Annotated in this window: 22 protein-coding genes; 18 read left to right on the top strand and 4 right to left on the bottom strand. The window is 53.3% G+C overall.

The window, feature by feature from the left end; all coding sequences use genetic code 11:
• Positions 1-337: 337 nt before the first annotated feature.
• Entirely contained in the window at positions 338-2,170 is a 1,833-nt protein-coding gene (gene htpG / locus H4317_RS17805; protein ID WP_185887892.1) for a molecular chaperone HtpG, read from the top strand.
• 188 nt (positions 2,171-2,358) lie between these two features.
• Complete coding sequence (locus H4317_RS17800; RefSeq protein WP_185887891.1) at positions 2,359-3,330, top strand: toxin-antitoxin system YwqK family antitoxin; 972 nt, start codon at positions 2,359-2,361, stop codon at positions 3,328-3,330.
• Here the strand turns inward: H4317_RS17800 and H4317_RS17795 are convergent.
• On the bottom strand, positions 3,327-3,686 hold the full coding sequence (locus tag H4317_RS17795; protein ID WP_185887890.1) for a YraN family protein: 360 nt from the start codon (positions 3,684-3,686) through the stop codon (positions 3,327-3,329). The genes H4317_RS17800 and H4317_RS17795 overlap by 4 nt on opposite strands.
• A gap of 175 nt (positions 3,687-3,861) precedes the next feature.
• On the opposite strand from H4317_RS17795, the gene lipB reads away from it, so the two are divergent.
• The 10 genes from lipB (at position 3,862) to porN (ending at position 14,238) form a co-directional block, all read left to right on the top strand.
• Entirely contained in the window at positions 3,862-4,683 is an 822-nt protein-coding gene (gene lipB, locus H4317_RS17790; RefSeq protein ID WP_185887889.1) for a lipoyl(octanoyl) transferase LipB, read from the top strand.
• An 18-nt stretch (positions 4,684-4,701) separates the two neighbouring features.
• Complete coding sequence (locus H4317_RS17785) at positions 4,702-5,118, top strand: hypothetical protein (protein ID WP_185887888.1); 417 nt, start codon at positions 4,702-4,704, stop codon at positions 5,116-5,118.
• 62 nt (positions 5,119-5,180) lie between these two features.
• Positions 5,181-6,248 carry an MraY family glycosyltransferase gene (locus H4317_RS17780; protein WP_260625731.1) on the top strand — a complete coding sequence of 356 codons (1,068 nt, stop codon included), beginning with the start codon at positions 5,181-5,183 and terminating at the stop codon, positions 6,246-6,248.
• An 11-nt stretch (positions 6,249-6,259) separates the two neighbouring features.
• Positions 6,260-7,468, top strand: a complete 1,209-nt coding sequence (locus tag H4317_RS17775; RefSeq protein ID WP_260625896.1) for a DUF4271 domain-containing protein — start codon at positions 6,260-6,262, stop codon at positions 7,466-7,468.
• Between the two features lie 76 nt (positions 7,469-7,544).
• Positions 7,545-8,375, top strand: coding sequence for a uroporphyrinogen-III synthase (locus tag H4317_RS17770; RefSeq protein WP_185887886.1), 831 nt, complete (start codon positions 7,545-7,547; stop codon positions 8,373-8,375).
• A 168-nt stretch (positions 8,376-8,543) separates the two neighbouring features.
• Entirely contained in the window at positions 8,544-9,512 is a 969-nt protein-coding gene (locus H4317_RS17765; protein ID WP_260625730.1) for a PorP/SprF family type IX secretion system membrane protein, read from the top strand.
• Positions 9,513-9,748: 236 nt separating this feature from the next.
• On the top strand, positions 9,749-10,768 hold the full coding sequence (gene porK / locus H4317_RS17760; protein WP_073280800.1) for a T9SS ring complex lipoprotein PorK/GldK: 1,020 nt from the start codon (positions 9,749-9,751) through the stop codon (positions 10,766-10,768).
• 98 nt (positions 10,769-10,866) lie between these two features.
• On the top strand, positions 10,867-11,673 hold the full coding sequence (gene porL, locus H4317_RS17755) for a type IX secretion system motor protein PorL/GldL (RefSeq protein WP_185887884.1): 807 nt from the start codon (positions 10,867-10,869) through the stop codon (positions 11,671-11,673).
• Positions 11,674-11,766: 93 nt separating this feature from the next.
• Positions 11,767-13,320 carry a type IX secretion system motor protein PorM/GldM gene (porM, locus tag H4317_RS17750; protein ID WP_260625729.1) on the top strand — a complete coding sequence of 518 codons (1,554 nt, stop codon included), beginning with the start codon at positions 11,767-11,769 and terminating at the stop codon, positions 13,318-13,320.
• A 45-nt stretch (positions 13,321-13,365) separates the two neighbouring features.
• Positions 13,366-14,238: a type IX secretion system ring subunit PorN/GldN gene (porN, locus tag H4317_RS17745; RefSeq protein ID WP_073280797.1), complete on the top strand. Its 873-nt coding sequence runs from the start codon at positions 13,366-13,368 to the stop codon at positions 14,236-14,238.
• 86 nt (positions 14,239-14,324) lie between these two features.
• Here the strand turns inward: porN and uvrC are convergent, their stop codons facing one another.
• The 3 genes from uvrC to porW form a co-directional block, all read right to left on the bottom strand.
• Positions 14,325-16,133: an excinuclease ABC subunit UvrC gene (uvrC, locus tag H4317_RS17740; RefSeq protein ID WP_185887882.1), complete on the bottom strand. Its 1,809-nt coding sequence runs from the start codon at positions 16,131-16,133 to the stop codon at positions 14,325-14,327.
• A 173-nt stretch (positions 16,134-16,306) separates the two neighbouring features.
• On the bottom strand, positions 16,307-18,646 hold the full coding sequence (locus tag H4317_RS17735; RefSeq protein ID WP_349772186.1) for a penicillin-binding protein 1A: 2,340 nt from the start codon (positions 18,644-18,646) through the stop codon (positions 16,307-16,309).
• Positions 18,647-18,740: 94 nt separating this feature from the next.
• Entirely contained in the window at positions 18,741-21,872 is a 3,132-nt protein-coding gene (gene porW / locus H4317_RS17730) for a type IX secretion system periplasmic lipoprotein PorW/SprE (RefSeq protein ID WP_185887881.1), read from the bottom strand.
• A gap of 212 nt (positions 21,873-22,084) precedes the next feature.
• Between porW and H4317_RS17725 the strand changes: the two genes are divergently transcribed.
• From H4317_RS17725 to atpH, 6 genes are all read left to right on the top strand, one after another.
• The gene (locus H4317_RS17725; protein WP_221899173.1) at positions 22,085-22,309 is read left to right on the top strand and encodes an AtpZ/AtpI family protein; all 225 of its coding nucleotides are present in this window, start codon (positions 22,085-22,087) and stop codon (positions 22,307-22,309) included.
• A gap of 170 nt (positions 22,310-22,479) precedes the next feature.
• Positions 22,480-22,887: a hypothetical protein gene (locus H4317_RS17720; protein WP_185887880.1), complete on the top strand. Its 408-nt coding sequence runs from the start codon at positions 22,480-22,482 to the stop codon at positions 22,885-22,887.
• A 33-nt stretch (positions 22,888-22,920) separates the two neighbouring features.
• On the top strand, positions 22,921-23,997 hold the full coding sequence (gene atpB / locus H4317_RS17715) for a F0F1 ATP synthase subunit A (RefSeq protein ID WP_185887879.1): 1,077 nt from the start codon (positions 22,921-22,923) through the stop codon (positions 23,995-23,997).
• A 56-nt stretch (positions 23,998-24,053) separates the two neighbouring features.
• Positions 24,054-24,314: an ATP synthase F0 subunit C gene (gene atpE / locus H4317_RS17710; RefSeq protein WP_044511419.1), complete on the top strand. Its 261-nt coding sequence runs from the start codon at positions 24,054-24,056 to the stop codon at positions 24,312-24,314.
• Between the two features lie 150 nt (positions 24,315-24,464).
• The gene (locus tag H4317_RS17705) at positions 24,465-24,956 is read left to right on the top strand and encodes a F0F1 ATP synthase subunit B (protein ID WP_185887878.1); all 492 of its coding nucleotides are present in this window, start codon (positions 24,465-24,467) and stop codon (positions 24,954-24,956) included.
• Positions 24,957-25,047: 91 nt separating this feature from the next.
• Complete coding sequence (atpH, locus tag H4317_RS17700; RefSeq protein WP_185887877.1) at positions 25,048-25,608, top strand: ATP synthase F1 subunit delta; 561 nt, start codon at positions 25,048-25,050, stop codon at positions 25,606-25,608.
• Positions 25,609-25,612 lie beyond the last annotated feature (4 nt).

The raw sequence follows: 25,612 nt of genomic DNA, 5'->3' as shown, positions 1-25,612 counted from the left end.
CTCTGAAGCCCTTTTCGTGTGAAAACGGGCGCATTCTACTACCGCCAAGTGCGGTTTGGCTACCGCCGGCCAGCTACCATATTTCGCTCGCCTACTTCCACCAGCAGCAACCAGTGCGTACCAGCCTTGCCCCAGCCCGAACCAAGACCGTATTCGGAAAGACACCCGTTGCTGGCTTCGGCAGCCTGATACAAATTCAGGAAGACCTTTGGCTGTCAAACTGACAGCGCCGGGAGGCTGGAACAGCTTTTGAACCAACCCACCAGACGGTGTCGGCTTCTATGGAGGCTGGCAGATCGTCTGGTTTTTTTGTGTTCACCCTCATTGCCAACATGCTATGCAAGAGAAAGGCAGCATCTCGATTCATACCGAGAATATCTTTCCCATCATCAAGAAATTCCTGTACTCCGACCACGAAATCTTCCTGCGCGAGCTGGTAAGTAACGCCGTGGACGCCACCCAAAAGCTGAAAAGCCTGGGGCAGCTTGGCGAATTCAAGGGCGAGTTGGGCGAACTGAAGGTGAAGGTGAGCGTGGACAAGGAAGCCCGCACCATCACTATTTCTGACCGCGGCCTGGGCATGACGGGCGAGGAAATCAAGAAGTACATCAACCAGATTGCCTTCTCCGGCGCCACCGAGTTTGTGGAGAAGTACAAGGAGAAGGATGCCGCCGCCAAAGACCAGATTATCGGTCAGTTTGGTCTCGGCTTCTACTCCGCTTTCATGGTGGCCAAGGAGGTTGAAATCTTCTCCAAGAGCTACAAAGACGATACCGAATGCGCCCACTGGGTATGCGACGGTAGCACAGAATTTAGCCTTGAAACCATCGAAAAGGCCGACCGTGGCACTGATGTAGTACTGCACGTAGCCGAAGATTCCGATGAGTTTCTGGAGCCGCAGCGCCTGAAAGGTATTCTGACCAAATACTGCAAGTTCCTGCCTATCGAAATTGAGTTCGAAGGCGAGGTTATCAACCAGACGGCTCCCATCTGGACCAAGCAGCCCTCCGAGCTGACCGACGAGGACTACACCAAATTCTACCAGGAGCTGTATCCTTTCTCGGAAGCGCCGCTGTTCTGGATTCACCTGAACGTGGATTATCCGTTCAACCTGACGGGCATTCTGTACTTCCCGAAGGTGAAGGACGAGCTGCAGTTCCAGCGCAACAAGATTCAGCTCTATTCGCGGCAGGTGTTCATCACGGATGAGGTGAAGGACGTGGTGCCCGAGTTCCTGATGCTGCTGCACGGCGTTATCGACTCGCCGGATATCCCGCTGAACGTGTCGCGCAGCTTCCTGCAGGCCGACGCCAGCGTGCGCAAAATCAACACCTATATCACCAAAAAGGTAGCCGATAAGCTGAGTAGCCTCTACAAGCAGGACCGTGCCGGCTTCGAGGAGAAATGGTCGGACATCGGGCTGTTTGTGAAGTATGGTATGCTGTCGGATGAGAAATTCTACGACAAAGCCAAGGATTTCGCGCTGGTGCAGAACGTGGCTGGCAAATACTTCACCTTGAGCGAGTATCAGGAGTTTGTGCAGGCCAGCCAGAAGGATAAGAATGAGCAGACGGTGGTACTCTATACCACCGATTCTGAAGCGCAGCACGGCTTCGTGCAAGCAGCTACCGACCGTGGCTACGACGTGCTGAAGCTGGATGGCCCGCTCGATTCGCACTTCATTGGGCAGCTAGAGCAGAAGCTGGAGAAAACCACGTTCAAGCGAGTCGACGCCGACACGGTTGGCAAGCTCATCGAGAAAGACGAAGCTGCGGAAAGTGTCCTCAGCGACGATGACAAAACTAAACTGCAAGACCTCTTTAAGCAGGCCATCAGCAACGAGCAGATGCACGTGCAGGTAGAGGCGCTGTCACCGCAGGACGCTCCAGTTATCATCACGCTGCCCGAGTTTATGCGCCGCATGAAGGATATGCAGCGCGCTGGCGGCGGTGGTGGCATGGCTATGTTCGGCTCGCTGCCCGACAGCTACACTGTAAGCATTAACGCCAACCATCCGGTAGCGCAGCGCGTGCTCCATGCCGATGCGGAAGCCGGTCAGAAGCTGGCCCGCCAAGCCTACGACTTGGCTCTGCTGGCCCAGAACATGCTGAAAGGAGAGGCCCTAACGCAGTTTGTGAAGCGTAGCGCCGATTTGCTATCAGCTGAATAGTCTTAAAAAGTTTGCATAGTTTAAGATGGTATATAACTCCGGTGGCTTCGGCTGCTGGAGTTATATTTTTTGTGGTGATAGGCTGAGCAGACGGTTTTGCAGAGTCGAACAGTTAGGTTGTTGTATTCGGCCGGGCACCAAATCCCTTTATCTTTACGTTCCTGCGAAAACTGCCTGTATTCCTGCCAATGCGCTTTCTACGTCCGCATATTCTATTGCTGGTGCTGCTGATCAGCAGCATCGGGGCCTGTTCCAAGAAGACGGTTTCCTTCAATAGCCGCTCCGAACCGGCTCTGGCTACCCTGACTACCGATACGCTTACTACGTCCCGGGACACTACCAAGGCTCCTTCACTGCTGGCGAAGAAGGCAGTGCTGACCAAAGAAGAAGAGAAGGCTGCCAAGGACAAGGAGAAGCTGGCCCAGCGTCAGGCCAAGAAAAAGAAGAAGAACATCTTCCTGGGGGAGCGAATCAAGAAAGGCTTTACCAAGTCGGGGCCCAAGGGCAAGAACCAGGTGCTAGAAGTGTTCTATTACCTGAAAACCTTTGAGCAACCCGGTGCCTACTCTACCACAGTTTATTATTTCAACCCACGAAAGCGCAAGATTTTCCGGGCCAATACCGAACTGAACCCTGCCACCGACAAGGTGCTGCACGGCCCCTACAAGAAGATGCAGGGCGGCAAGGTGGTAGAAACCGGTTATTTCGCCAAGGGTACCAAGCACCTGCGTTGGGAGAAATTCAACAAAGACAATGTGCTGCTCAGCAAGCTTCACTATGAAATGGGCTTCCCGCGCGACGCTAACGTGACCTACTACGATGCGGCTCAGAAGCTGGTGAAGGAAGTGGTGCCTTATGTGAACGGCAAGCTGGAGGGCGACTATGTGCGCTACCAAGAAAATGGCCAGCGTGACTGGGACGGCAGCTTTGAGAATGGCAAGCGAGTAGGGGAGTGGACCAAGTACTGGGGCTTCCGCAACCGCCGCCACTATGTGTACGAATACGGCGCCTCCGGCTACGACCCGGAAGTGACCGAGCCCATCTTGGTGAAAGAGTACAACCGCAACGGGGTGCTGGTCTTCGAGAAGGATAAGTTTGATAAGCGCGACGCCGTGACGGACCGCCCCGGCACTACCCGCCCAGGCACACGCCGCAACTAATAGAAGGCATCCTCAAAATGCTCGATCCGGAAGTCATTCGCTACGGGCGTAACCGCCAGAATGTCGAAGCGAATGTCGCCGGTCCAGTCTAGGTCCAGTTGTACCTGTTCAGCGGCAAGCCGAAACAGCTGCTTCTTGCGTTCCGAAACGAAGGTTTCCGGATAACCGAACTGGCTGGAAGAGCGGGCCTTAACCTCTGCGAATACCAATAGCGCACGGCCCTGGCAAACCACCAGATCTACTTCGGCACGGCCGTGGCGGTAGCTGCGAAACAGCACCTCAAACCCCTGTTGTATCAGGAAGGCTGCGGCAGCAGCTTCGCCGGCCCGGCCCAGTTCGTGTGCGGCGTTGTGCATGCAGAAAATATAAGGAGCCAGTAGCTGCCCGCTGAAGAAGGGCAAATTGAGTTTGGTGCTGAATCTAGTAACTTTGCGCGTTTTCCGCGTAGGCCTACCGTCTCTATTCGCCCTTTGCAAGGGCACAATAAGCAGATTGGCAGGGGTGCGTGTTGCTAAGTGCTCAGCTACTGCTATGTCTTTGTATTCCTCCTGCACTGCGCCTTCTGATTTGCCTGACCTGGCTGCCGCCGGCCTAGCATCCCCTGCGCAAAATCGGGTGGTTCAGGTGCAGCTACTTGGCCTCGCCGAGTATGAAACAACCTGGGCCTATCAGGAAAAGCTACTGGCCGATACGCTGGCAATCAAGACCCAGAACCGTCAGGCTGCCGAAGCAGGAACTACCCCTCAGAACACGCCCAACCATCTGCTGCTGTGCGAGCATCCACCGGTTTATACACTTGGCAAAAGCGGTAAACCGGAGCACTTGCTGCTCGATGAAGCTGGCTTGGCTACCCACGGAGCCACCTTCCACCGCATCAACCGGGGCGGCGACATTACGTACCACGGCCCCGGCCAGTTGGTAGGCTACCCGATTTTTGACCTCGACAACTTCTTCACCGATATTCACCGCTACCTGCGGCTGCTGGAGGAGGCTGTTATCCTGACCTTGGCTGACTACGGACTGCGTGCCGGCCGCATTGCTGGCCTTACCGGCGTCTGGTTCGACTACGAGGAAGGTGCCCCCAACCCGCGCAAGATCTGCGCTATGGGCGTGAAATGCAGCCGCTGGGTAACCATGCACGGCTTTGCGCTCAACGTAAATACCGACCTGTCCTACTTTGGCCACATCATCCCTTGCGGCATCACCGATAAAGCCGTGACCTCGCTGCAGCAGGAACTGGGGCGTGCTGTACCGCTGGCCGAAGTGCAGGTGCGTCTGCTGCCGCATCTGGCCCGGCTATTCGAGGCTGAGCTAGTCGTTTCTACCGCTACAACCGCACTGCCTGCGTCTTAACACCCGCAGTTTTTCCTTATGAAAGAGCATATCAAATTTGACCCGGTAGAAGGCGTAACAATAGCCGTAGTCCCTGAAGAAGCAGCTGCTACGGAAGAAGGCAAGGAAGGCTGGTTAGTGTACCTGATTAACCACAACGACCACGCCCTACAGAACGTCATCGTAAATTCGCACGGCTACGGCACTCAGCCCGATGGCGAAAACGTAAAAACGTCTACTCTACGGCACGTGTTTGCGGAAGTAGAGCCCCGCTCGGCGGTGCCGGTCGAACCAATAGATCCGGCTCTGTTTCATCTCAATAATCAGTATTGGGTGAGCTACTACCTCGACGCACAGATTTTTGACAAGAAGTTCATCTTCGTGCCCGATTCCATCGTTTCTGCCAACCTGACGCATATTTCTCTGCTTGGCCGTGAAGGCGTCCTGCATAGCTAATACCTTTCAATAATCTTCTGGATAAAGGTCCAACAGATTATCTACTCTCAAGCTGCCGCCTAATGACCCCTCTCGGAATTCAGTTGAGTTTGTCCTTTCTCTGGGCGTTTTTAGTGGCGCTGTTTGCAGTGCCGTCCATCATCTACATTGCTCACCTGAAGAATATGCTCGATACGCCTAATGTGCGTACCGTGCACGAATCCCTCACGCCCCGGCTGGGTGGGGTGGCAGTCTTTGCGGGCTTCATGTCCGCTCTCACCATTTTCGCCGACCTCAGCAACGGAATTCAACAATTGCTGGCGGGCTGTATTGTGTTATTCTTTGTAGGCCTGAAAGACGATTTGGTATCTATTTCAGTATCAAAGAAGTTCGTCGGTCAGCTTCTGGCTACTGGCATCGTCATGATAATGGCTGATGTGCGCCTCACCAGCTTCCAGGGTATTCTGGGTATTCATGAACTGCCGGTGGGCATCAGCTACGCCTTCACCTTCCTCGTGATTGTGGGCATCACCAATGCCATCAATCTTATTGACGGCCTAGATGGGCTGGCTGGCAGCATTGTACTCATCATTGTCAGCACGTTCGGCTACTATTTCATGCGTTACGGCGGGGCCAGCTACGGCAACTATGTGTTCGTATCGGTCTGTCTGATTGGCGGTATGCTAGGCTTTCTGCGTTACAACTTCCACCGTGCCACCATTTTCATGGGCGACACAGGTTCTCTAGTATGCGGGTTTATTGTTTCGGTGCTTACCATCCAGTTCATTGAAATGGGCCTGAAGGTAGGACAGCCCTTCGGATCCTCGGCGCCGTCAGTAGCAGCCGGAATTCTGTTTGTGCCCCTGTTCGATACACTGAGGGTGTTCATTGTGCGCATGATGGCTGGCCGCTCACCCTTCGCCCCCGATAAAAACCACGTGCATCACCGCATTCTGGCCATGGGATTTCAGCAGATTAGCACTGTTATGCTGCTTGGATTGCTCAATCTGGTAGTGATTTTATTCGTTATCAACTTCGCTGACTTAGGCAACACAGTGCTTATCGGTGCGCTGGTTGGTTTCTCTCTGCTTCTGAGCGTGTTTCTTGGGGTATACCGAAGCCGCAGTGCCGAACAGCGCGTAGCGTCCTGAGAAAAGCTGTGATGGGGGAACTGGTGCTGAGTAAAGTCGGACATGTAGGGTGGCGCCTGTGGCTTCATGTCCTGCTGCTGGCTCTGCTGCCGCTGGCGGCGCCTCTGGCGGCTGAGTACCGTCCGTTGCCCCCGGCACCCCGCAGCGGCCTCTCCAGCGACTGGCTGATTCATGATGAAGTCCGGAATCGGCTCATATTATATCTGCCTGATTACCACGCGCCCGCGCACGCCTACTATCAATGGCTGACGTTGCGGCCCGCCCATCCGTTCGAAGTATCATTTGCGGCCAGAGCCGGACAATGTCTGTTCCTGGACAATAGGCTAGTATTCACAGCAGCGGCTACATCCTCTTACACTGTTGACCTAGCAAAGCTGCTGCCTACGGGTTCAGTTCCGGGCCCACATTTGCTCTGTGTATGGCACCCTCAGGCTTCACCCAACCTGAGCTCATTTACCGATGTGCAGCGCGCCCGGCAGTTGCCATCTAGTAAAGCATCTGTTGGAAGTAGCCCTGCTTTGGCCCAGCCGTTGGCACGCAGCCACCCCGGCGAAAACGTGTTTCTGCTGTTTCTACTGCTCATCGGATTGTTATATGGCACTATCCGAGCAGCGTATCAGTCGGGTTTCTCTCGTATCTATCAGTTCGAGGGCCTGTGGAGCAAGTCTTCGAGCGAGCAGGACTTCCTTGTTAAGCCAACTGTCACTTGGCTTAACATCCTACTGGTACTGGTTTTCTCTCTATCCTTTGCGCTACTGCTGGTTGCTATCCATACCAACGTGCAGCACATCGTTATTCTGCGCCGCCTTTTCGATGTGCCGGAGTCCGCATTAGTTTCTCGTATCCTGCTTTACACCGGTATCATATCAGGCTTTTTGTTAGGAAAATACCTGTTTCTGGAGCTAATGGGCTACATTTTCGATGTAGGAGAATTAGTGATGGTACAGTACCGAGAGTTTGTCCGGACCATCCTGTTCCTGGGGCTGTGCCTGCCACTAGTGATGCTGCTATATCTGGGCCTGAATCAGACGCTGCCAGAAGCGGTACTTTGGGTTTCCAACGGAGTGGTTTCCTTACTGTTGGTGGGTACTGTTGTGCGAGTTGCCAGAACCATCCACCGTCGTGCCTCGCTACTAAATCTGCATTTGTTTTCGTACCTTTGCGCCACAGAAGTGATTCCTCTGGTCATTCTGCTAAAGCTGATTGTTTTTACCTACTAAGCCGCTGCTTTTCAGCTTCGCACAGGCTACCGACATCGTTTCCTTATTGCCCTAGACTTACCCTTTTCTTTACCATATGGCCGAGAGCAAAGACAAACCGGGGACGGGCCGTCATGCTAAGCGAATCTCCAGCATTCTTGTCACCCAGCCTAAGCCGACCAACGACGTTTCGCCTTACTTTACTATTGCCGAGCGATACGGCATCAAAGTAGACTTTCGTGAGTTTATCGACGTACAGCCGGTCGCCTACAAGGATTTTCGCAAAGAGAAAGTCAATATTCTTGAGCACACGGCGGTCATTTTTACCAGCCGCAATGCGGTAGACCACTTCTTCCGCATTTGCCAAGAAGCCAAGCTGGAAATGCCTGCCGAGATGAAGTATTTCTGCATTTCGGAGCAGACTGCTAACTACCTGCAGAAGTACATCGTGTTGCGCAAACGCAAGCTTTTCGTAGGTCAGCGCACGGCCGTCGATCTGTTTGAGGTCATCAAGAAACACAAGAGCGAGAAGTTTCTGTACCCCTGTTCCGATATCCGCAAGGATGATATTCCAGAGTTCATGCGGGACAACGGCTTTAAGTTCACAGAAGCCGTTATATACCGCACTGTTGCCAGCGACCTATCGGACCTGTCCGATGTGAAGTACGACTGTATTGCGTTCTTCAGCCCATCCGGTATCAGTTCGCTCTTCATCAACTTCCCTGATTTCGAGCAAAACGAAACCCGCATAGCTGCTTTTGGCCCCACTACAGCCAAAGCAGTGTTGGATGCTGGCTTGGAACTAGACATTGAGGCTCCGCATCCTAATGCGCCTTCCATGACCGGCGCCATAGAAGCGTATATACGCCTTCATCATGGCCCTGACGTAGGAAAAGAGAAGAATAAGAGCGGCAAACAAAGCGCCTAAAGTCTCAAACGGGGAAGCAGTAGTACTGCTTCCCCGTTTGTTTTTTGGGCAGGATTTGTTGCACAGGGTTTTTTGCATACATTTGGAAACCACTTACGTTGTCCCACCCCACTCGTAACGCACCCAAAATCAGTTGTTTCTATGAAGGGAACTTTACTTTCCACCCTCTTGCTGACCACCGTTGCGGGCACTGCTCTCGCACAGCAACAGCCGCAGTTCACCCACTACGGCTTCAACGGCATGTATCTCAATCCCGCTTATGCTGGCATTAAAGGCCAGGGCGAGATAACGGCCATAGGTCGTTACCAGTACTTCAACTACAAGGCTAGCTTCGACGACGGAGGTGAACCCAAAACCTACATGATTACCGGCTCGTTGCCGGTGCGCGTGCTGGGTGGCGGTATCGGCTTTCACGTCTACCGCGACGAAATTGCGCAGTTCGAAATGACGAACGCCCAAATTTCGTATTCCAAGCACTTTGAAGTAGGAGAAGGCAAACTGGGTGTAGGTGTCCAAGGTATATACAACTACCTGTCAAAGGGAGTGTACCGGGCCATCGATCCAGACGATGCCAGCGTACCCCGTGATGGCTCCGACAGCAAAATTGATGCTGGTGTGGGTGTATGGTACGAGTCGCCTACTTTCTACGCTGGCTTGAGCGTAAACAACCTGCTTCGCTCTGAATACAACTTCACGAGCGAAAGCACGAGCAGCAGCAACACCGCTAAGTACATCGGTGAGAACCACTCTTACTTTACCGCCGGCTACAATATTGAGGCTTCTTCTTCCGTTGTTGTTACACCTTCGGTACTCGTGAAGATGGTGATGCCCGGTAAGTTTGGCGACGACGGCAAGTTTACGTTCAAAAACAACTCGTATGAAGCTAACGTGCGAGCTACTTTCAACGACAAATTCTGGGGCGGCCTTGGCTACCGCTATCAGGAATCGTTCACCGGCATGGCGGGCCTAGCTCTAGCCAAGGATAATGCTTTGCGCTTAGGTTATGCCTTCGACTTTGTTGCATTTAACCAAGATGCGCGTGCACTAAGCTCGCACGAGATTATGCTATCCTACCGCCTGCCCAAGCCGGGTATGGCTACAAAACCTGCTATTCGCACGCCACGATATAGCTTCTAGACTATTTGGCTGAGGTGGATCACCCCGGTGCCCTGATTACGTGGAGGAAGGATTTCTAGCTGACGCACACTAACTCTTTGCCTTTCATCGTTTAACTGGCGATACCGCTAGTTCGTAGACAAACGAAAGGCATTGAGCGATAGGCTTGCGCACGAACGTAAGATTCGCTAGATTTGCCAGCTCACAAAATTGTAATCTTCGGATATCGCCGCCTTAACAGTCTTTTTCTTCCTCACATGAACAAGTTTCTCGTATTGCCTCTCGTTGCCATTTCGGCTCTGATTTTGGGAGGCTGTGGTTTTGGCAAAGGACCGCAAGGCGACCTAGTCGGAGCAGAGGACCGTCCCGAGTTCAATCCTCAGGAAGTTCCTTACGGTATGGTTCCTTGCCCTGGTGGAACGTTCCACATGGGCCAGACTGACCAGGATATATCGGCGTCTATGGTAAACATGAACAAGCAGGTGACTATCGCCGGCTTCTACATGGACGAGACAGAAATTACCAACAACGAGTACCGTCAATTTATGAATGCCATCCGGCAGGACTCAATTGATGTATTGGGGGAAGAATATGTGATGACGGAACTGTATCCCGACACAACAGTGTGGGTTCGTGACTTCACGTATCACATGGGTGATCCGCTGATGGAGTACTACTACACTCACCCGGCTTTTGATGACTATCCGGTAGTAGGGGTAGACTGGTTTGCCGCAAAGTATTTCTGCAACTGGCGCACCAAAAACAAAAATGCCGCCAACGAGGAAGCTGGTCTGGCTCCGACCCCGAATTTCCGCTTGCCCTCCGAGGCTGAGTGGGAATACGCTGCACGTGGTGGCCGTGACCTCGCTACCTATCCTTGGGGCGGTCCTTATCTGCGTAACTCGAAGGGCTGCATGCTGGCTAACTTCAAGCCAGGCCGCGGTGACTACGCTTCGGATGGTTACGCCTACACGTCACCGGTAGGAGCCTTCTTCCCTAACGACTTTGGTCTGTATGATATGTCGGGCAACGTAGCCGAATGGTGTGACGATGCTTACATGGAAGCTTCTGTGCCGGTAGTTTGGGATATGAACCCAACCAACCCCGATGACAACGAGCCCCGCAAGGTGGTTCGTGGCGGATCTTGGAAGGACATTGCGTACTTCCTCGAAACCGGAACGCGCAACTTCGAATACCAAGATTCTTCGCGCTCCTTCATCGGTTTCCGCACTGCCATGATTCAGATTGGCATGGGTACCAACAGCAGCCTGAACTAATAGCTTAACCGATTACCGCAAAATAATTCCCTCTTCACCCGCGTTTCTTTTTTCGCTTTTCACCCAATCACCAAACTCTTCTTTCACAATCAACTCACATGGCAGCTAAAGGCGGTAATTTTTTCTTCGATAAGGTGATGCCGATGATTTACGGCATTGGCGCTGCAGTCGTAATTGTCGGGGCACTATTCAAAATTCAGCACTGGAAAGGTGCTGACGTTATGCTGATTGTTGGTCTAGGTACCGAGGCTCTCATCTTCCTGTTTAGTGCTTTCCAACCTCAACATAAAGACCCCGATTGGTCGCTGGTATATCCCGAACTGTCCGAAGGATATGACCCTTCAGTAAACAGCAACAAGTTTGTGGAAGAGAACAACAGCAAAGGTTTGACGCGCAAGCTGGACGATATGCTGAAAGATGCTAATGTAACGCCTGAAGCTATTTCTTCGCTGGGCCAAGGCCTGAACCGTTTGAGCACCACCACGCAGCAGCTTTCTTCGCTGGGCGACGCTACCAATGCTACTGAGGAGTACACTGCCAAAGTTCGCACGGCTGCTACTTCCCTGGAACGCATCAATGAGGCTTATGCCAACACAGCTCAGGCTATGAGCGCTATGTCGGATGCCACGCAGGACGCTAAAGAGTACCACGTACAGGTACAGAACGTTACCAAAAACCTGGGCGCTCTGAACGCTGTGTATGAAATGGAGCTGCAGGATGCCAACACGCACCTGAAATCCATGAACCAATTCTACGGTACGTTGAGCCAAGCCATGCAGAACATGACCGACGCTAGCAAAGACACCGAGAAGTTCAAAGAAGAGGTAGCTGCTCTGACGGGCAACCTGAACTCGCTGAACCGGGTGTACGGCAACATGCTGAATGCTATGCGTGCTACCAGCTAAGGCTGAGTAGTAACGTATCGAAATTTCGGTCCCACCTTTTATATAAGATAGGTAGACACAATGGCGGGAGGCAAAGAAACTCCGCGGCAGAAGATGATTGGCATGATGTACTTGGTACTGACTGCGCTTCTAGCCCTACAAGTAAACTCAGCAATTCTGCTCAAATTCAAGTTCCTTGATGACAGCCTCTTCGGTATCAACGAAAAGGTGTCTAAATCGAACGATGGCACGGTAAAAGGCATTGCAGCTCAGGTTGAGAAAAACCGCAATACTGCCGCTGACGTAGCCGTTTTGAAGCAGAGCGAAGAAATTCGTGAGCGTACCAAGCAGATGATTGATTATCTGCGCGGTGTACGCGACAAACTCGTAACAGCCACGGAAAACACCAAAGGCAAGAACGAGTACAAGAACATGAGTGCCGAAGACAAAGTGGCCATCACAATGCTCGGCGGTAAAAAAGACGGTGCTGCGTATGAAATGAAGAACAAACTCAATGAGTATTCTTCTTACATCAAGACCTTCGTTCCTGGTGCTTCTGCTTTGGCTCTAGATGCCAAAGATGACCCAATGGTGACGGACCCGGAGCAGCGTTCTAAAAACTTCGCAGAACTCAACTTTGAGAACACGCCACTGGTAGCAGCTTTGGCTACCCTGTCGCAGAAAGAAACCGAAGTACTGAAGTACGAATCTGATGCTCTGGCTGCCCAGTCGGCCAAAGTAGGTGGCAACATCATCGTGTTTGACAAAGTTGGTGCATTCGCTAGCGCGGAGTCGAATACGGTAGCTGCTGGTACCAAGTACAAAGCAGAACTTTTCCTGACTGCTTCAGCTACGGGCCTGCGCCCTACCATGACGCTGAACGGCTCGCCCTTAGCAGTAGATGCTTCTACTGGCAAAGGCAAAGTGGAGTTCACGGCTCGCCCGGGCTCTTTTGATGCTGCTGGCAACGCCAAAGCTTCTTGGAAAGGCACCATCCGCTTCAAGCAGAACGGTCGTGACACTACTTTCAACGTTACGGTGCCTTACACAGTAACCAAGCCGGTAATGCAGATTCAGTCGGCTTCGGTACAGGCTCTGTACTTCAAGTGCGGCAACAAGCTGAGCGTACAGGTGCCTGCTCTAGGTGCCCAGTATGATCCTAGTTTCTCGGCTTCTGGTGCTTCTACCATCAAAGGTTCGGCGAAAGGTGAAGTTACGCTGGTACCAAACTCGAAAGAGGTAACCTTGAGCGTAAGCAGCGGTGGCAACCCCATCGGTTCGCAGACCTTCCAGGTTCGTCCTATTCCAAAGCCCGAAATCAAATGCATCGTAGGTGGTCGTGAGGCTAACGAGAAGCAAGGAACTCCGATTACGGCTGTACGCAACCTGAGCCTGAAAGCTATTCCGGATGCTGGTTTCGCTACTTTCCTGCCGGAGGATGCTCGCTACCGCGTAAGCCGCTACGAAGTAACGCTGGTGCGCGGTAAGCGCCCTGCCATGCCTACCCGCACGGTAAACGGCCCCGATGTTAGCCTGAACGACGTTGTAAACTCGGCCCGCGAAGGCGACCGTCTTTACATCGAAGTAAAAGAAGTTCAGCGTATGAACTTCCAGGGCAACACGGAGCAGGTAAACGTGTCGAAGCAGTTCAACGTGCCGTTGCTGTAAGTTTCAGTTGATGAACTAAAAGCGTCTGATTCGCTTTCCTGCATTATGAATAAGGTTCTTTCTCTCGCTGCTCTGGCAGCTGGTCTTACGCTGTCACTGTCGGCTTCGGCTCAGGAACAAGCGACTACTGCGAGCAGCAACGGCTCGTACCGTCCGATTCCGAACTCGGATATCATGTTCCGCAAAACGATATGGCGGGCCGTGGATCTGCGCGAAAAGCAGAACAAGCCGATGTTTTCGGAAGGCAAAGAAATCAGCCGCGTTATCATTGATGCTGTGAAGCGGGGTGAGCTGGTTGCTTACCGCAATGATTCGCTGACGACAACTTTCACTGGCGCCGAGGTAACGTCTAACATGTCGTACGCGGAGTCTTCCGCCGGCTTGAGCGACGAAGAAAAAGCTGCTGGTTTCTCAGAAGATACTGGTGATGACTGGGGTGCTCCTAAGAAAAAAGGTGCTAAGCCAGTTGCCAAAACTCCAGCCGCGCCACCGAGCTACGAGTACCGCTACAAGGACCTGTATCAGATGGAACTGAAGGAGGATATGATCTTCGACAAGAAACGGTCGCGGATGTATCACGATATCAAAACCATCACGCTGCTGGTTCCTTCGACGCTGAGCTCTAATGCTTCCGGTATTGAAAAACCTATCGGCACGTTCAAGTACAGCGACTTGGTGAAGGTGTTCCGCAACAATCCGGACAAAGCCATCTGGTTCAACTCCCAGAACGATGCGCAGCACAAGAACCTCGCTGATGCCTTTGAGCTGTGGCTGTTCAACTCGTATATCGTAAAGGTTTCTAACCCAAACGATGCACGTCTGGATGAAATTTACGGCGGCCAGCAGCAAGGCATTCTGGCCTCGCAGCAGGCGGCTTCCGACCTTATCGAGTACGAATACAACCTCTGGAGCTTCTAGAGTTCGGCTTGTAGTTAAAGCATTGAAAAGCCCCGGCCATGCAGATGGTCGGGGCTTTTTGTATGTACAGTTAATGGAGAGATGCTCTACTCAGGCGTAGCTTCCTGGCTGAAATAGTCGAGTAAAACCCGGGCTTTGGCTTTGCCTATTTCAGCTGTAAGGTCAGCTTCAGAAAGCTCTTTTATTTTCTTAACCGACTTGTACTTAGTCAATAGCTTATCAGCAGTAATGGGGCCCAGGCCTTTCACATCCGTCAGCTCAGTTTTGAGCGTCGCAGCGTCGCGGCGGCTGCGGTGGAAAGTGATACCGAACCGGTGGGCCTCGTCGCGCATGCGCTGGATGAGGCGTAGTGTTTCGCTTTTCTTATCGATATAAAGCGGCAGCGGGTCGTTGGGAACGTAGATTTCCTCAAGCCGCTTAGCAATACCGATGATGGGAATCTGACCCCAGATTCCCAAATCCTTCAGCGCTTTCACGCCCATACCCAACTGGCCCTTGCCACCATCCACCACGATAAGCTGCGGAAGCGAAGCTCCTTCATCTAGGAGGCGGCGGTAGCGCCGGGTCACAATTTCGTACATCGAATCGAAGTCGTTGGGGCCGACGACGGTTTTGATATGAAAGTGGCGGTAGTCCTTTTTGCTGGGCTTAGCGTTACGGAAACACACCATAGCAGCCACTGGGTTGTCGCCCTGGAAGTTGGAGTTGTCGAAGCATTCGATGTGCTTAGGCAGCTCTTTCAGGCGTAAATCCTTCTTGGCGGTTTCCATGATCCGGACCTCATTGAGGTCTTTGCTGCGGTCGGTCATGCTTTCCTTTTCCTTGCGCAGGTAGAGCACGTTCTTGATGCTAAGCTCCAGCAGCTTCCGCTTATCGCCGATCTGGGGCTGCGCAATAGCTACGCCGGGCAGCGGCAGGTCGGGCACGGGCACGTTGGTCAGGATTTCCTTCGACTGACTCTCAAACTCTTCTCGCATCTGCATAATCATGGGGGCCAGAATCTCATCATCGGGCTCATCCAGCTTCTTCTGCACCTCCACCGACTGCGTGAGGATAATGGAGCCGTTCATCACTTTGAGGTAGTTGATAAAGGCTAGCTTCTCATTAGAGGCAATGCTGAACACGTCGATGTTGGACAACGACGCATTGACAATGGTGCTTTTGGCCTGGAAATCATCGAGCCGGTCCAACTTGAGCTTGAACTGGTGGGCCTGCTCATATTGCATTTCTTGAGCCGCTTGCGTCATTTTCTCACGGAAGTACTGCTTGGGCAGGCGCAGGTCGCCGTTGAGAATCTGCCGGATCTGGTGGATGTACTGCTGATAGGTTTCCTCATCTTCCTTGGCCTCGCACGGGCCTTTGCAGTTGCCGAGGTGGTACTCCAAGCACACTTTGAACTTGCCGGCCGCTACATTCTCAGGCGACAGATTGTAGGTACAGGTACGCAGCGGATACAGCATCCGGATCATCTCCAGCAGCACGTTCATGGCCGTCAGGTTGGCGTAGGGGCCGTAGTAGCGGCCGTCGCCGGGGCGTTTGTTGCGGGTTGGAATCAGGCGCGGAAAACGCTCGTTAGTGAGCAGTAGATACGGGTAAGTTTTGCCATCCTTCAGCAGGATGTTGTACTTCGGCTGGTGCTGCTTGATGAGGTTGTTTTCCAGCAGAAACGCATCCGACTCACTGTCCACAATCGTGAATTCGATGCGCTTGATGTTTTTGACCAGCTGCTGCGTCTTCTTGTTGTGATCTTGCTTAGTGAAATAGCTGCTCACCCGCTTCCGCAGGTCGATGGCCTTGCCCACATAGATGATGCCCTCATCATCGAAGTACTTATACACACCCGGGCGGTGGGGGAGCTGGCGAATTTGCTCTTGCAGATGCTCTTTAGCAGCCATATAATGCTGATTGGGACAGATGGAGTAGGTACGCAGTAACAGAGCAGAGCTATGCGCATTAAGCGACAGAACTGCCGGTGGAAATACGTAGAAACCGTGTGCTGGTGCGAGTGTAAACAAAAAACGTGGCCGGTAAGTCCCGGCCACGTTTCTGAATTCTAAAATAACTCCGCTTAAATATCCTGTTCATTCAGGTCGTCCAGTTCTACTTGGTTGAGTTTCTGGTCGTACGGAATGGTATCCCGCTGGCCCGCGCCGTTGTAGTAGCGTGAACAGTTTATTTCTACGCTCAGCGTATCGGGTTTGGGGAAAGCACCTTTGCTGATGCCGATGTTTTTGTCGGCGTAGACTTTCTTCATGAAGATACCATAGAGCGGCAGTGCCAAGCGTGAGCCCTGTCCGTAGGCACCTGTGCGGAAGTGAATGCTGCGGTCTTCCCCGCCCACCCACATGCCGCACACCAGATCAGGCGTAAGGCCCATAAACCACCCGTCGGAATAGTTGTTGGTAGTACCGGTTTTGGCGCCCATTTCATACGGAAATTTGAAGCCGCCTTTGAGGATAATGGAAGTGCCGCCCTGCTCTTCGGTAGCGCCGCGCAGCATATACGTCATCAGGTAGGCTGTTTCTTCACTGAGGGCCTCCCGGGTCTGCGGCACAAATTCGCGCAAGACGTTGCCGTTTTTATCCTCAATACGCGTCACCATCATGGGGGAAGTCCAGATGCCTTTGTTGACGAACGTGCTGTAGGCTCCGGTCATCTCGAAAATGCTGACATCAGAAGAGCCGAAGCCGATGGCAGGCACCGCATCAATAGGGGAGGTGATGCCGAGGCGTTTGGCATAGCTGACCACTACATCGGGGCCGAGTTTCTGCACGAGCCACGCCGTAATCGAGTTCATGGAGCGGGCCAGTGCCTGCCGTAGCGTGAAGGTGCGGCCCGAGAATGAGCCCTCGAAGTTGCGGGGTGTATAAGCGGCCCGGCCACGTTCAGCCGGAAACGTCGTTGCTACGTCGGGGCGCTGATAGCAGGGGGAGTACCCTTGGTCGATGGCAGCTACGTAGACGAAGGGCTTGAACGTGGAGCCAGGCTGGCGCTTACCCTGCTTCACGTGGTCGTACTTGATGTATTTGTAGTTGATGCCGCCTACCCAGGCTTTGATCTGGCCGTTGAGCGGATTCATGGCCATGAAGCCCGAATGCAGCAGACGCTTGTAGTAGGCCAGCGAGTCCATCGGCGACATCGTCACCTCCTTTTCGCCACCGTTCCAAGTAAACACCTTCATCTTATACTTCTTGTTCAGATGGTATTTGATGGAGTCCTTGTTACCGTCGAAGCGGGCATTGAGCGACTGGTAGCGGGCCGTCCGCTGCATGGAAGTGCTGAGGAAATTCGCAATCAGGCGGCCATTTTCGTCGCGCCAAGGCTGCTGACCTTTCCAATGTGCATCAAACCACTTCTGCTGCAGCTTCATATGTTCAGCCACAGCCGCCTCGGCATATTTCTGCATCCGCGAATCAATCGTGGTGTAGATTTTCAGTCCGTCAGCATATAGGTCGTGCTCGGTTTCCTTGGCCCAGTCGCGCAGTGTTTTGCTGAGTTCGGTGCGGAAATACGGAGCAATACCCTCGTTCTGGTTTTCTACCTTATAGTCGAGCTTTATGGGCTTCTCGATGGCGGCAGTGTAGGTAGGCGCATCGATGTAGTTGGCTTTCTGCATCTGGCCCAATACCCAGTTACGGCGCTTTTTGGAGCGTTCCGGGTTACGTACCGGGTTAAACCACGACGGACCGTTTACCAAGCCTACGAGCAGAGCCGATTCTTCAAGCGTAAGTGCCTTAGGCTTCTTATTAAAAAACGTTTTGGCCGCTACATTGATGCCAAAGGCATTGGACCCGAAATCGGCCGTGTTGAGATACATGCGCAGGATTTCGCGCTTGGTATAGTTTCGCTCCAGGCGCACTGCCAGAATCCACTCCTTGGTTTTGGTGATAACCATACCCAGGCCCCGCACATCGTTCAGACGGCCGTCGTTCAGGTCTTCGCGGGTGCGGAACAGCATTTTGGCTAGCTGCTGGCTGAGCGTAGAGCCGCCACCACTCTTGCCGCCTACAATTAGGCCGGAGGCTACCCGGGCCATAGCCTTGGGGTCGATGCCGGAATGCACCTCAAAGCGCGCATCCTCTGTGGCAATAAGGGCATCGATGGTTGTAGGAGCCAGTTCCTCATAGCTGACTGGTGTACGGTTCTCACGGAAGTACTTGCCCATGAGCACTCCATCGGCAGAGTATACTTCTGATGCTAGCTCGCTACGGGGGCTTTCGAGAGTCTTCAGGTTGGGCATCTGCCCAAACAGGTCGGCGAAGTTGATGCTAACTGCGAATACAAACAGTACAAAAGCAAGTACACCGCCGCCGAACAGCAACCACATCGTGCGGGTGAGTGCCGTAAAACGGCCCGGGCGTTGTGGTTTGCGGGAGTTAGCCTTGGTTTTGGTGGCGGGGTAAGCCATTCGGAACTTCTAAATGAAGAATCTGCCTTCCGATTGACAGTCTGCACTGCACCGAGGAGCAGGCAACTGTCTGATAAGAAGGCGTAATTCGGAATTATTTGGAGTAAGTCTGTTGGTAGAAGCGCTGATACTCTTCCACGTTGCGGCGCTGCAGCAGCACTGGCAGATTATCAATACCGATGATGAGCGTTTGGTAACCCGCGCCGCGTAGCTTACTGAGCGGCGACTGAGGGCTTCGCAGCTTGAGGGCATAGCTCTGCGCTACTTTGGCATTGGGCAGGCTCTGCACTACTATCAGGTCCAGAGAGTCGCCGAGGACTTGCTGCAGTACCTGTAGCTTGCTGGCTTGGTAATAGCGGCTGTTGTAGGTGCCAAGCTGAGCGGGTAGGGTCTGCGCCGGCGCTGCCCCTTTGGGAAACACCAGCACAACAGCATGGCCCGCTGCCGGAACGGCAGCATAAGGCGAGGCCGGCATTGGTGGGGTAGCAGCTACTGTTGGGGCAGGCGCTGTAGTAGTAGGAGCAGGAACGGAAGGTGTGGCGGTATTTGTTGGGGCGGCACCAGCCCGAGCGGCGGCTGAGTCCGTTGCCGGAACTGCAGATTTGGATGGGGTTGGTGCCTTAGGCGTTTTCTTGCCGCGCGCCCTAGCCTGTGCTGCCGCCATGCGGGCTGCTTTCACAGGGTCAACTGCGGGCTCCGCTTTGGTGGATTCTACTTTCGTAGAAGACACAGCTGCCGTGCTGTCTTTAGGAGTCTCCGTTTTATTAGCCGGAATGGTAGGCTCCTTCGGTTTGGGTGTTTCCGGCTGTTTGGCAGGAACTACCGAAGGGGCTACGCTGGCAGGCGTTTCATTCTCTGCGTAATAAATGCGCATCCGGTTATTCACCTCGCCGGGGCGAAAAATGGATACTACCGGCTTTTGAGTAGATGCTAAAGCGCCTACGATTTCGCCTGCCTCATACTTTTTGTAGGAGTTCAGGAAGTTGCGGGCATCATTGCCCAGCGGGGTTGCAGGGTAATCTTTGGTAAACTTCTCCAACGTGGCTTTGGCTACCAGCGGCGGCTGAGTCCGCATAGCAATCAAAGCGTTGAGGTAGGCCATCCGGTCGTTCAGGTCGTTTTCGGGGTAGCGTTTCTTGGTGCGAGCCAATACGGCAGAGGCTTTCTTGAACTCCTGCGCCTTATAGAACACGAAAGCCGAATCGACGTGTACCGCTACCTCCTGATTCACCAGCGACGTGCGGCGCAGATACTCTGGGTCGGCGGCTAGGCGTGCGTAGGCCGTATTCGGAAAGTCCTGCCGCAGGCGCTGCGCATACAGCTCCGCTTTTGCCAGTTCATTCTGCTCTTTATAGATCAGATAGAGGCTGTAATACGTTTCTGGCAGGTGCTTGCTGGCCGTAAAACGAGTGGTAAGCTTCTCATAGGTCTGCGCGGCAGGCACCGGCTCCCGAAGCTGCTGATTGTAGATGCCACCCAACGCAAACAACGCCTCCTCTACCTGCTGCTCCGATGCCTTCATCAGGTCGGGAGTAAGTGGCAAGGCTTGGCGGTATTTAGCCACTAGGTCACGCTGCTGCACAGCTGGATCTTCTATGGCCTGGCCCACTCCGTTTGTCGCGCCTGCTGTTACGTTGGTTTTGTTCGCCCCCGCAATGCTCACTGGCACGCTGCCGCCACGTTCTGTTACAGGCGAGGAACTAGCTACGCTCACCGTTCGCCAGTTATCCTGCAAGGGCCGGTCGCCCCATTTCCGGATAAAGTCGGCTCGGGCAGTACTCAACGACGTCGGATTGTCGAAATACCATTTTACGCCGGTACTGCCGTTGATAAAATCTTCGGGGTCGATACCAGTCTGCAGGTCACGGGAAGAACTGGGGCCCGTGGCCGTTTGGCGGCGGCTCTCCAATTCCTGCTTAGCCGCTAAAGCATCTGCCTCTTTGCGGCGAGCAGTCAATTCAGCATCAGCAAACGCCAACAGACGAGTGCGCAGGGCTGCCGTATCCAAACGAGCTAGTGCTTGTAGGCTATCCTGTGTTTCGATGATGGTGTACTGCTGGGCAAAATCCTTTAGAATGGAAGCCCGTTCAGCTGTAGCAGCATATCCCGGTGCTTCCTTCGGAAGGTTTTGCACTGTGCTGTCATAGTACGCGGCAGCCAGCCGGTACTTCTGCAGGTTTTCGTAGTAAATGCGGCCAGCCAGCAGGTAGGTGTAGGACTTTTGGGCCCGGTTGGTGGAAGTTGCCCGCGCCGACTGTTCCAGCAATTTCAGGGCTTCAGTGTAGCGTTGCTGCCGGTAGTCGAGGCGCGCCATTTCATAATAGATCTTGTCGCGGTACTCCTTGTTTTTGGAGTCCTTCAGCAGCTTGGCGAAATACTTGTCCAGCCGGGCCTTGTCTGTATTGTTGAGGTCTGACACTTGACCCAGCATCAGCTTGGCGAAGAAATCCAGTTCGTAAGGTGGGTTTTTCTTCAGAATGCGGTTCAGTTCGGCGTACGCTTTCTTGTCCTCACCCTGGTTCTGGTAGAGTTGCGCCAAGATGTAGCGTGTGCGCGACTGTTCGTTTTTCTGCTCAATCAGCGGAATAGCCTTCTCTAAGTTCTCAATGGCTTTGGCTGGCTCCTCTACCTTAATATAATAGTCAGCACGGGTCAGAAACAGTTCCTTGGCATTTGCCTCGCGGCCCTCTTCCTTATCCAGCAGGTCCGATACGGCCTTGGCGTTTTCAAACTCTTTGGTGGTCACGAAAGTGCGCATCAGCCAAATCAGCGCCTCATGCTTGGCATTGGGGTCTTTGCTGGTGCTGTTGACATACTTGAAGGTTTTGGCCGCATCCTCATACTCCATCGTATAGAAGCGGCTCTTACCAATAAGGATGTAGGCATCATCCGTCCAGTCGGAGGCAGCGCGGTGCTGAATCGGTAGCGAGGCCTTCTTCACCACATCCTCCATATCCGTGGCTACCGTCTTGGCACTGGCCTCATCCATTGTCGGAAAAAGAGGTAGCACCCGGTTGTAGTCGTTCTGGCGGGCAGTATAGAGCTTTTCCTCTGTCTCCCGCATTTTCTCACGGGCCAGGAAATAGGCATTGTCGCGGGCCACCACGTTGTCGTAGGCATGGCCTACCACACTACGTCGCTCAGAAGCGCAACCGCCTACGCCCGCCAGGAGAAGCAGGACTGCCAGTGGTCGGGTGAGCAAATGGGAAAAGTAGGATACAGTCAAAGCAGAAGTCGGGAGCATAACTTACGAATACGCCAACGCTGAAAACCAATCAGTTTGTTCAGCTCATGCGTGGCATAGCAGTCATAACGACGCACGTTGGGTAAAATTACGCCTTTTTCCCAGCCATGTGCAGTTGCTGCCCAATAGGCGTTTGCCGTACACAACCAAGACACGAACAATCCTACTACATTCGTCGTCTCCTGCTCCCAGCCATGTCTGACATGCCCACTCCCGATTCTCAGCCGCCCCGTGGGGGCAACTTTGCCCGTTTCACAGGTCTCGGATTCCAGATGCTGGCTACAATAGGTGTCTGTACGTGGCTGGGTATCTGGCTCGATGGCCGTTTTGGCAGCAGTCCGTGGGGTACGGTAGTGCTTACACTGCTGGGCGTGTTTACGGCCATGTATTTTGTAATACGAGAGGTGTCCGATAAGTAAAACGGGCCTGTTAGTCTCTGTACGCTGATTTCCAGTGCTTGCTAGCTGCACAGTCAGGCAATCGGCATAAGCTGGTTCGTCACTCTTTCTAGTGAAAATGAGCAAGAAGGACGCACGGTAGCTTCCGTTGCCTTACCTTTGCGGCCCCATCAACCGCCACGACTCCCGAATTGCTCCGCTTCTTCCGTAACCTGTTGCTGCTTGGTTTGCTGCTCTACGGCACGCTCTACCTGCTCAATGCCCGCTATGGGACTGATGTGGTGCATCCGCTGGCGGCCTACATTATGGGGTACTTTGCGTTGCTTACGGCCATCATCTACTGGGTAACCGCCCGTATGGTGAAAGCTAGTCCCGATAATTTCATGGCGGCCTATTTTGGCTCCATGGTGCTCCGGATGCTACTCAGCATGGGGATTGTGCTGGTATACTTATACAAAGGTGGCGCACACGAAGGCATGGGCACCTACACCTTCCTTGGGGCCTTTTTTATCGGCTATTTTCTCTTTACCGGGTTTGAAGTCTGGAGCGTTCTGACTAACTTGCGCCCGTTTTCAAAACCGGGTGAAAGCTCTTTGTGAGTTTCTGGTGAACACTGACTTAAGTCATTCTGAATGAAGCGTTTATTTGTAGCCCTTTTCTGCTTGCTCTCGTTCTCGGTTTCCGCCCAGGACCAGACCGTCTCCAAACACGAGGCAAATGAGAAGGAAGGCTTCAATGCTGGGGAGTTGATTCTCCATCACATCGGCGACGCGCACGAGTGGCACTTTTTCGGGGAAGCCGGTGAAGGGGCACACTTCACGCTGCCGCTACCCATCATTGCTTACCAGCCCGCTAAAGGCGTATCGGTATTCTCTTCGCATCACCTCTACCCAGAAGGCACCGTGCATGAAGGCCTCAAGCTAGAGCACGAAACGCTGGAAGCTACGGATGGCAGCAAAGTATACGACCTGTCCATCACGAAAAACGTAGCATCGATGCTGATTAGCGTTGCTCTGCTACTGATTGTGTTCTTCTCCGTATCGGCCGGATATCGCAAAAACCACGGCCGGGCTCCCAAGGGTGTACAGTCTTTCTTCGAGCCGATTATCATTTTCGTGCGCGACGAAGTAGCCAAGAAGGCCATCGGCCCGAAGTACGAGCGGTATCTGCCGTACCTGCTGACTATCTTCTTCTTTATCTGGTTCAACAACCTGCTGGGCCTGCTGCCGGGCGCTGCCAACCTTACCGGTAATCTGGCCGTAACCTTTTTGTTTGCTTTTATTACGCTGTGCATCACGACGTTCAGCTCCAATAAGTATTACTGGTCGCACATTTTCTGGACGCCCGGTGTTCCGCTCTGGCTACGCCCGATTATGATTCCGGTTGAGTTGATTGGTGTCATCTCGAAACCCTTCTCTCTGATGGTTCGACTGTTTGCCAACATCACGGCTGGTCACATCATCATTCTGAGCTTCATTGCACTGATCTTCATCTTCAATACCATTGGTATTGCGCCGCTGTCTATTGCCTTTGGTCTGTTCATCAACGTGTTGGAGCTGCTGGTCGCTATCCTGCAGGCGTACATCTTCACGCTGCTCACCGCTATGTACATTGGCGGCGCAGTAGAAGAGCACCATGACCATGACTATGGCATCGGTGGCGACGACGCTGACGCACCGGCTCACGTTTCGGGCCATTCGGCACACTAATTTCCGCTTTTTTCCTGCGTTTTTTCATTTCACATTCCCCTCAAACTCTTTGTCTTATGCTGCTCTCTCTGTTGCTGCAGGTTGTTAATGCTGTTGGTCTGGCTGTAATGGGTGCCGGTATCGGTGCCGGTCTGGCTATTCTGGGTGCTGGTCTGGGTATCGGCCGCATCGGTGGCTCGGCCATGGAAGCCATCGGCCGTCAGCCGGAAGCCTCCGGCAAAATCCAGACCGCTATGCTGATCGTGGCCGCTCTGGTTGAAGGTGCTGCTCTGTTCGCAGTAGTAGTCTGCCTGCTGATTGCTCTGAAGCTTCAGTAGAGAAGCCGCCCGGCCCGACTCACCGGCCCCTAGCATTGCTAGGCGGCAGGTGCGTCGGGCTTGCGTTTTCTTTGGGTTGTAGCGGGCTTTGTGGAGCGCTAAAACGCGACGAGCCGAAGCCCGATTATTCACCAATTTTGCTGAGCGCTAATGCTTACCAACCCTAGTTTCGGCCTGCTGTTCTGGCAGCTGGTCATTTTTCTGATTCTCCTTTTCCTGCTGACGAAGTTTGCCTGGAAACCTATCCTTAGCTCGCTGCGCGAACGGGAAGATTCCATCGAAGGTGCGCTGCGTATGGCCGACCAGGCCAAGATCGAAATGCAGCAGCTGAAAGCCGGTAACGAAAAGTTGCTAGCCGAAGCTCGTCTGGAGCGTGACCGTATTCTGAAGGAAGCCACGGAAATTTCTAACCAGCTCATCGAGACGGCGAAAACCAAGGCGACGGAAGAAGGCGGCCGTATGATTGTACAGGCCCGCGAAGCCATTCAGAACGAAAAGAACGCGGCTCTGGCTGAGGTGAAAAACACCGCTGCCAAGCTGTCCATTGATATTGCGGAGCGTATTCTGCGCCGCGAGCTGACTGACCAACCGGCTCAGCAGCAACTCGTGGACTCGTACCTGAAGGAAGTAAAATTGAATTAGTAGTGAGTATTAGGTAGTGAGCAGCGTGTTTCGGTCAGCCGAACACCATAAAGCTCACTATCTGCTACCAACTACTCAATAGCTAAAATCAATGTCTGAACTACGAGTTGCCTCCCGATATGCCAAATCGTTGCTCGATTTGGCCGAGGAGCAGGGTACGCTGGAGCAAGTAAAGCAGGACATGGACCTGTTCAACAAAACGTTGAACGAAAATCGTGACCTGCGCCTATTGCTGCGCAACCCCATCGTCAAGCACGACAAGAAGCTGGCTATTCTACGCGCCGTGTTCGGGGGCAAAGTGTCGATTCTCACTGAGAAATTCTTCACTATTGTGACCCAGAAGAACCGCGAAAGCGCACTGGAATTCATCGGCTCCGAGTTTCTGACCCAATACAACACCCTGCGCGGCGTACAAACTGCTGAAGTGACAACGGCCATGCCGCTGACTCCAGAGCTGCGCGCTGAAGTAGAGTCGCTGGTTCGCCAGCAGACAGGTCTTCAGCAAGTTATTCTCACCGAGAAAGTAGATGCTTCGCTTATTGGCGGCTTTGTGCTGCGTGTTGGCGACCGGCAGATAGATGACTCCGTGAGCTTCCGGCTGCGCAAGCTGCGCACCGAATTCTCGAAGAACCCCTACCAATCTCAACTATAATCCA

It is taken from the genome of Hymenobacter sediminicola (assembly GCF_014250515.1).
GTDB lineage: Bacteria > Bacteroidota > Bacteroidia > Cytophagales > Hymenobacteraceae > Hymenobacter > Hymenobacter sediminicola.
This window is presented reverse-complemented; position numbering and strand designations above follow the sequence as displayed.

Coding starts and splice junctions, on each gene's coding strand:
- H4317_RS17775 (WP_260625896.1), top strand. CDS start 6,260: ATGGGGGAACTGGTGCTGAGTAAAGTCGGACATGTAGGGTGGCGCCTG.
- H4317_RS17795 (WP_185887890.1), bottom strand. CDS start 3,686: ATGCACAACGCCGCACACGAACTGGGCCGGGCCGGCGAAGCTGCTGCC.
- H4317_RS17705 (WP_185887878.1), top strand. CDS start 24,465: ATGCTTACCAACCCTAGTTTCGGCCTGCTGTTCTGGCAGCTGGTCATT.
- lipB (WP_185887889.1), top strand. CDS start 3,862: ATGTCTTTGTATTCCTCCTGCACTGCGCCTTCTGATTTGCCTGACCTG.
- H4317_RS17725 (WP_221899173.1), top strand. CDS start 22,085: ATGTCTGACATGCCCACTCCCGATTCTCAGCCGCCCCGTGGGGGCAAC.
- H4317_RS17780 (WP_260625731.1), top strand. CDS start 5,181: ATGACCCCTCTCGGAATTCAGTTGAGTTTGTCCTTTCTCTGGGCGTTT.
- H4317_RS17770 (WP_185887886.1), top strand. CDS start 7,545: ATGGCCGAGAGCAAAGACAAACCGGGGACGGGCCGTCATGCTAAGCGA.
- htpG (WP_185887892.1), top strand. CDS start 338: ATGCAAGAGAAAGGCAGCATCTCGATTCATACCGAGAATATCTTTCCC.
- uvrC (WP_185887882.1), bottom strand. CDS start 16,133: ATGGCTGCTAAAGAGCATCTGCAAGAGCAAATTCGCCAGCTCCCCCAC.
- porM (WP_260625729.1), top strand. CDS start 11,767: ATGATTGGCATGATGTACTTGGTACTGACTGCGCTTCTAGCCCTACAA.
- H4317_RS17785 (WP_185887888.1), top strand. CDS start 4,702: ATGAAAGAGCATATCAAATTTGACCCGGTAGAAGGCGTAACAATAGCC.
- H4317_RS17800 (WP_185887891.1), top strand. CDS start 2,359: ATGCGCTTTCTACGTCCGCATATTCTATTGCTGGTGCTGCTGATCAGC.
- atpE (WP_044511419.1), top strand. CDS start 24,054: ATGCTGCTCTCTCTGTTGCTGCAGGTTGTTAATGCTGTTGGTCTGGCT.
- atpB (WP_185887879.1), top strand. CDS start 22,921: ATGAAGCGTTTATTTGTAGCCCTTTTCTGCTTGCTCTCGTTCTCGGTT.
- atpH (WP_185887877.1), top strand. CDS start 25,048: ATGTCTGAACTACGAGTTGCCTCCCGATATGCCAAATCGTTGCTCGAT.
- H4317_RS17735 (WP_349772186.1), bottom strand. CDS start 18,646: ATGGCTTACCCCGCCACCAAAACCAAGGCTAACTCCCGCAAACCACAA.
- porN (WP_073280797.1), top strand. CDS start 13,366: ATGAATAAGGTTCTTTCTCTCGCTGCTCTGGCAGCTGGTCTTACGCTG.
- porL (WP_185887884.1), top strand. CDS start 10,867: ATGGCAGCTAAAGGCGGTAATTTTTTCTTCGATAAGGTGATGCCGATG.
- porK (WP_073280800.1), top strand. CDS start 9,749: ATGAACAAGTTTCTCGTATTGCCTCTCGTTGCCATTTCGGCTCTGATT.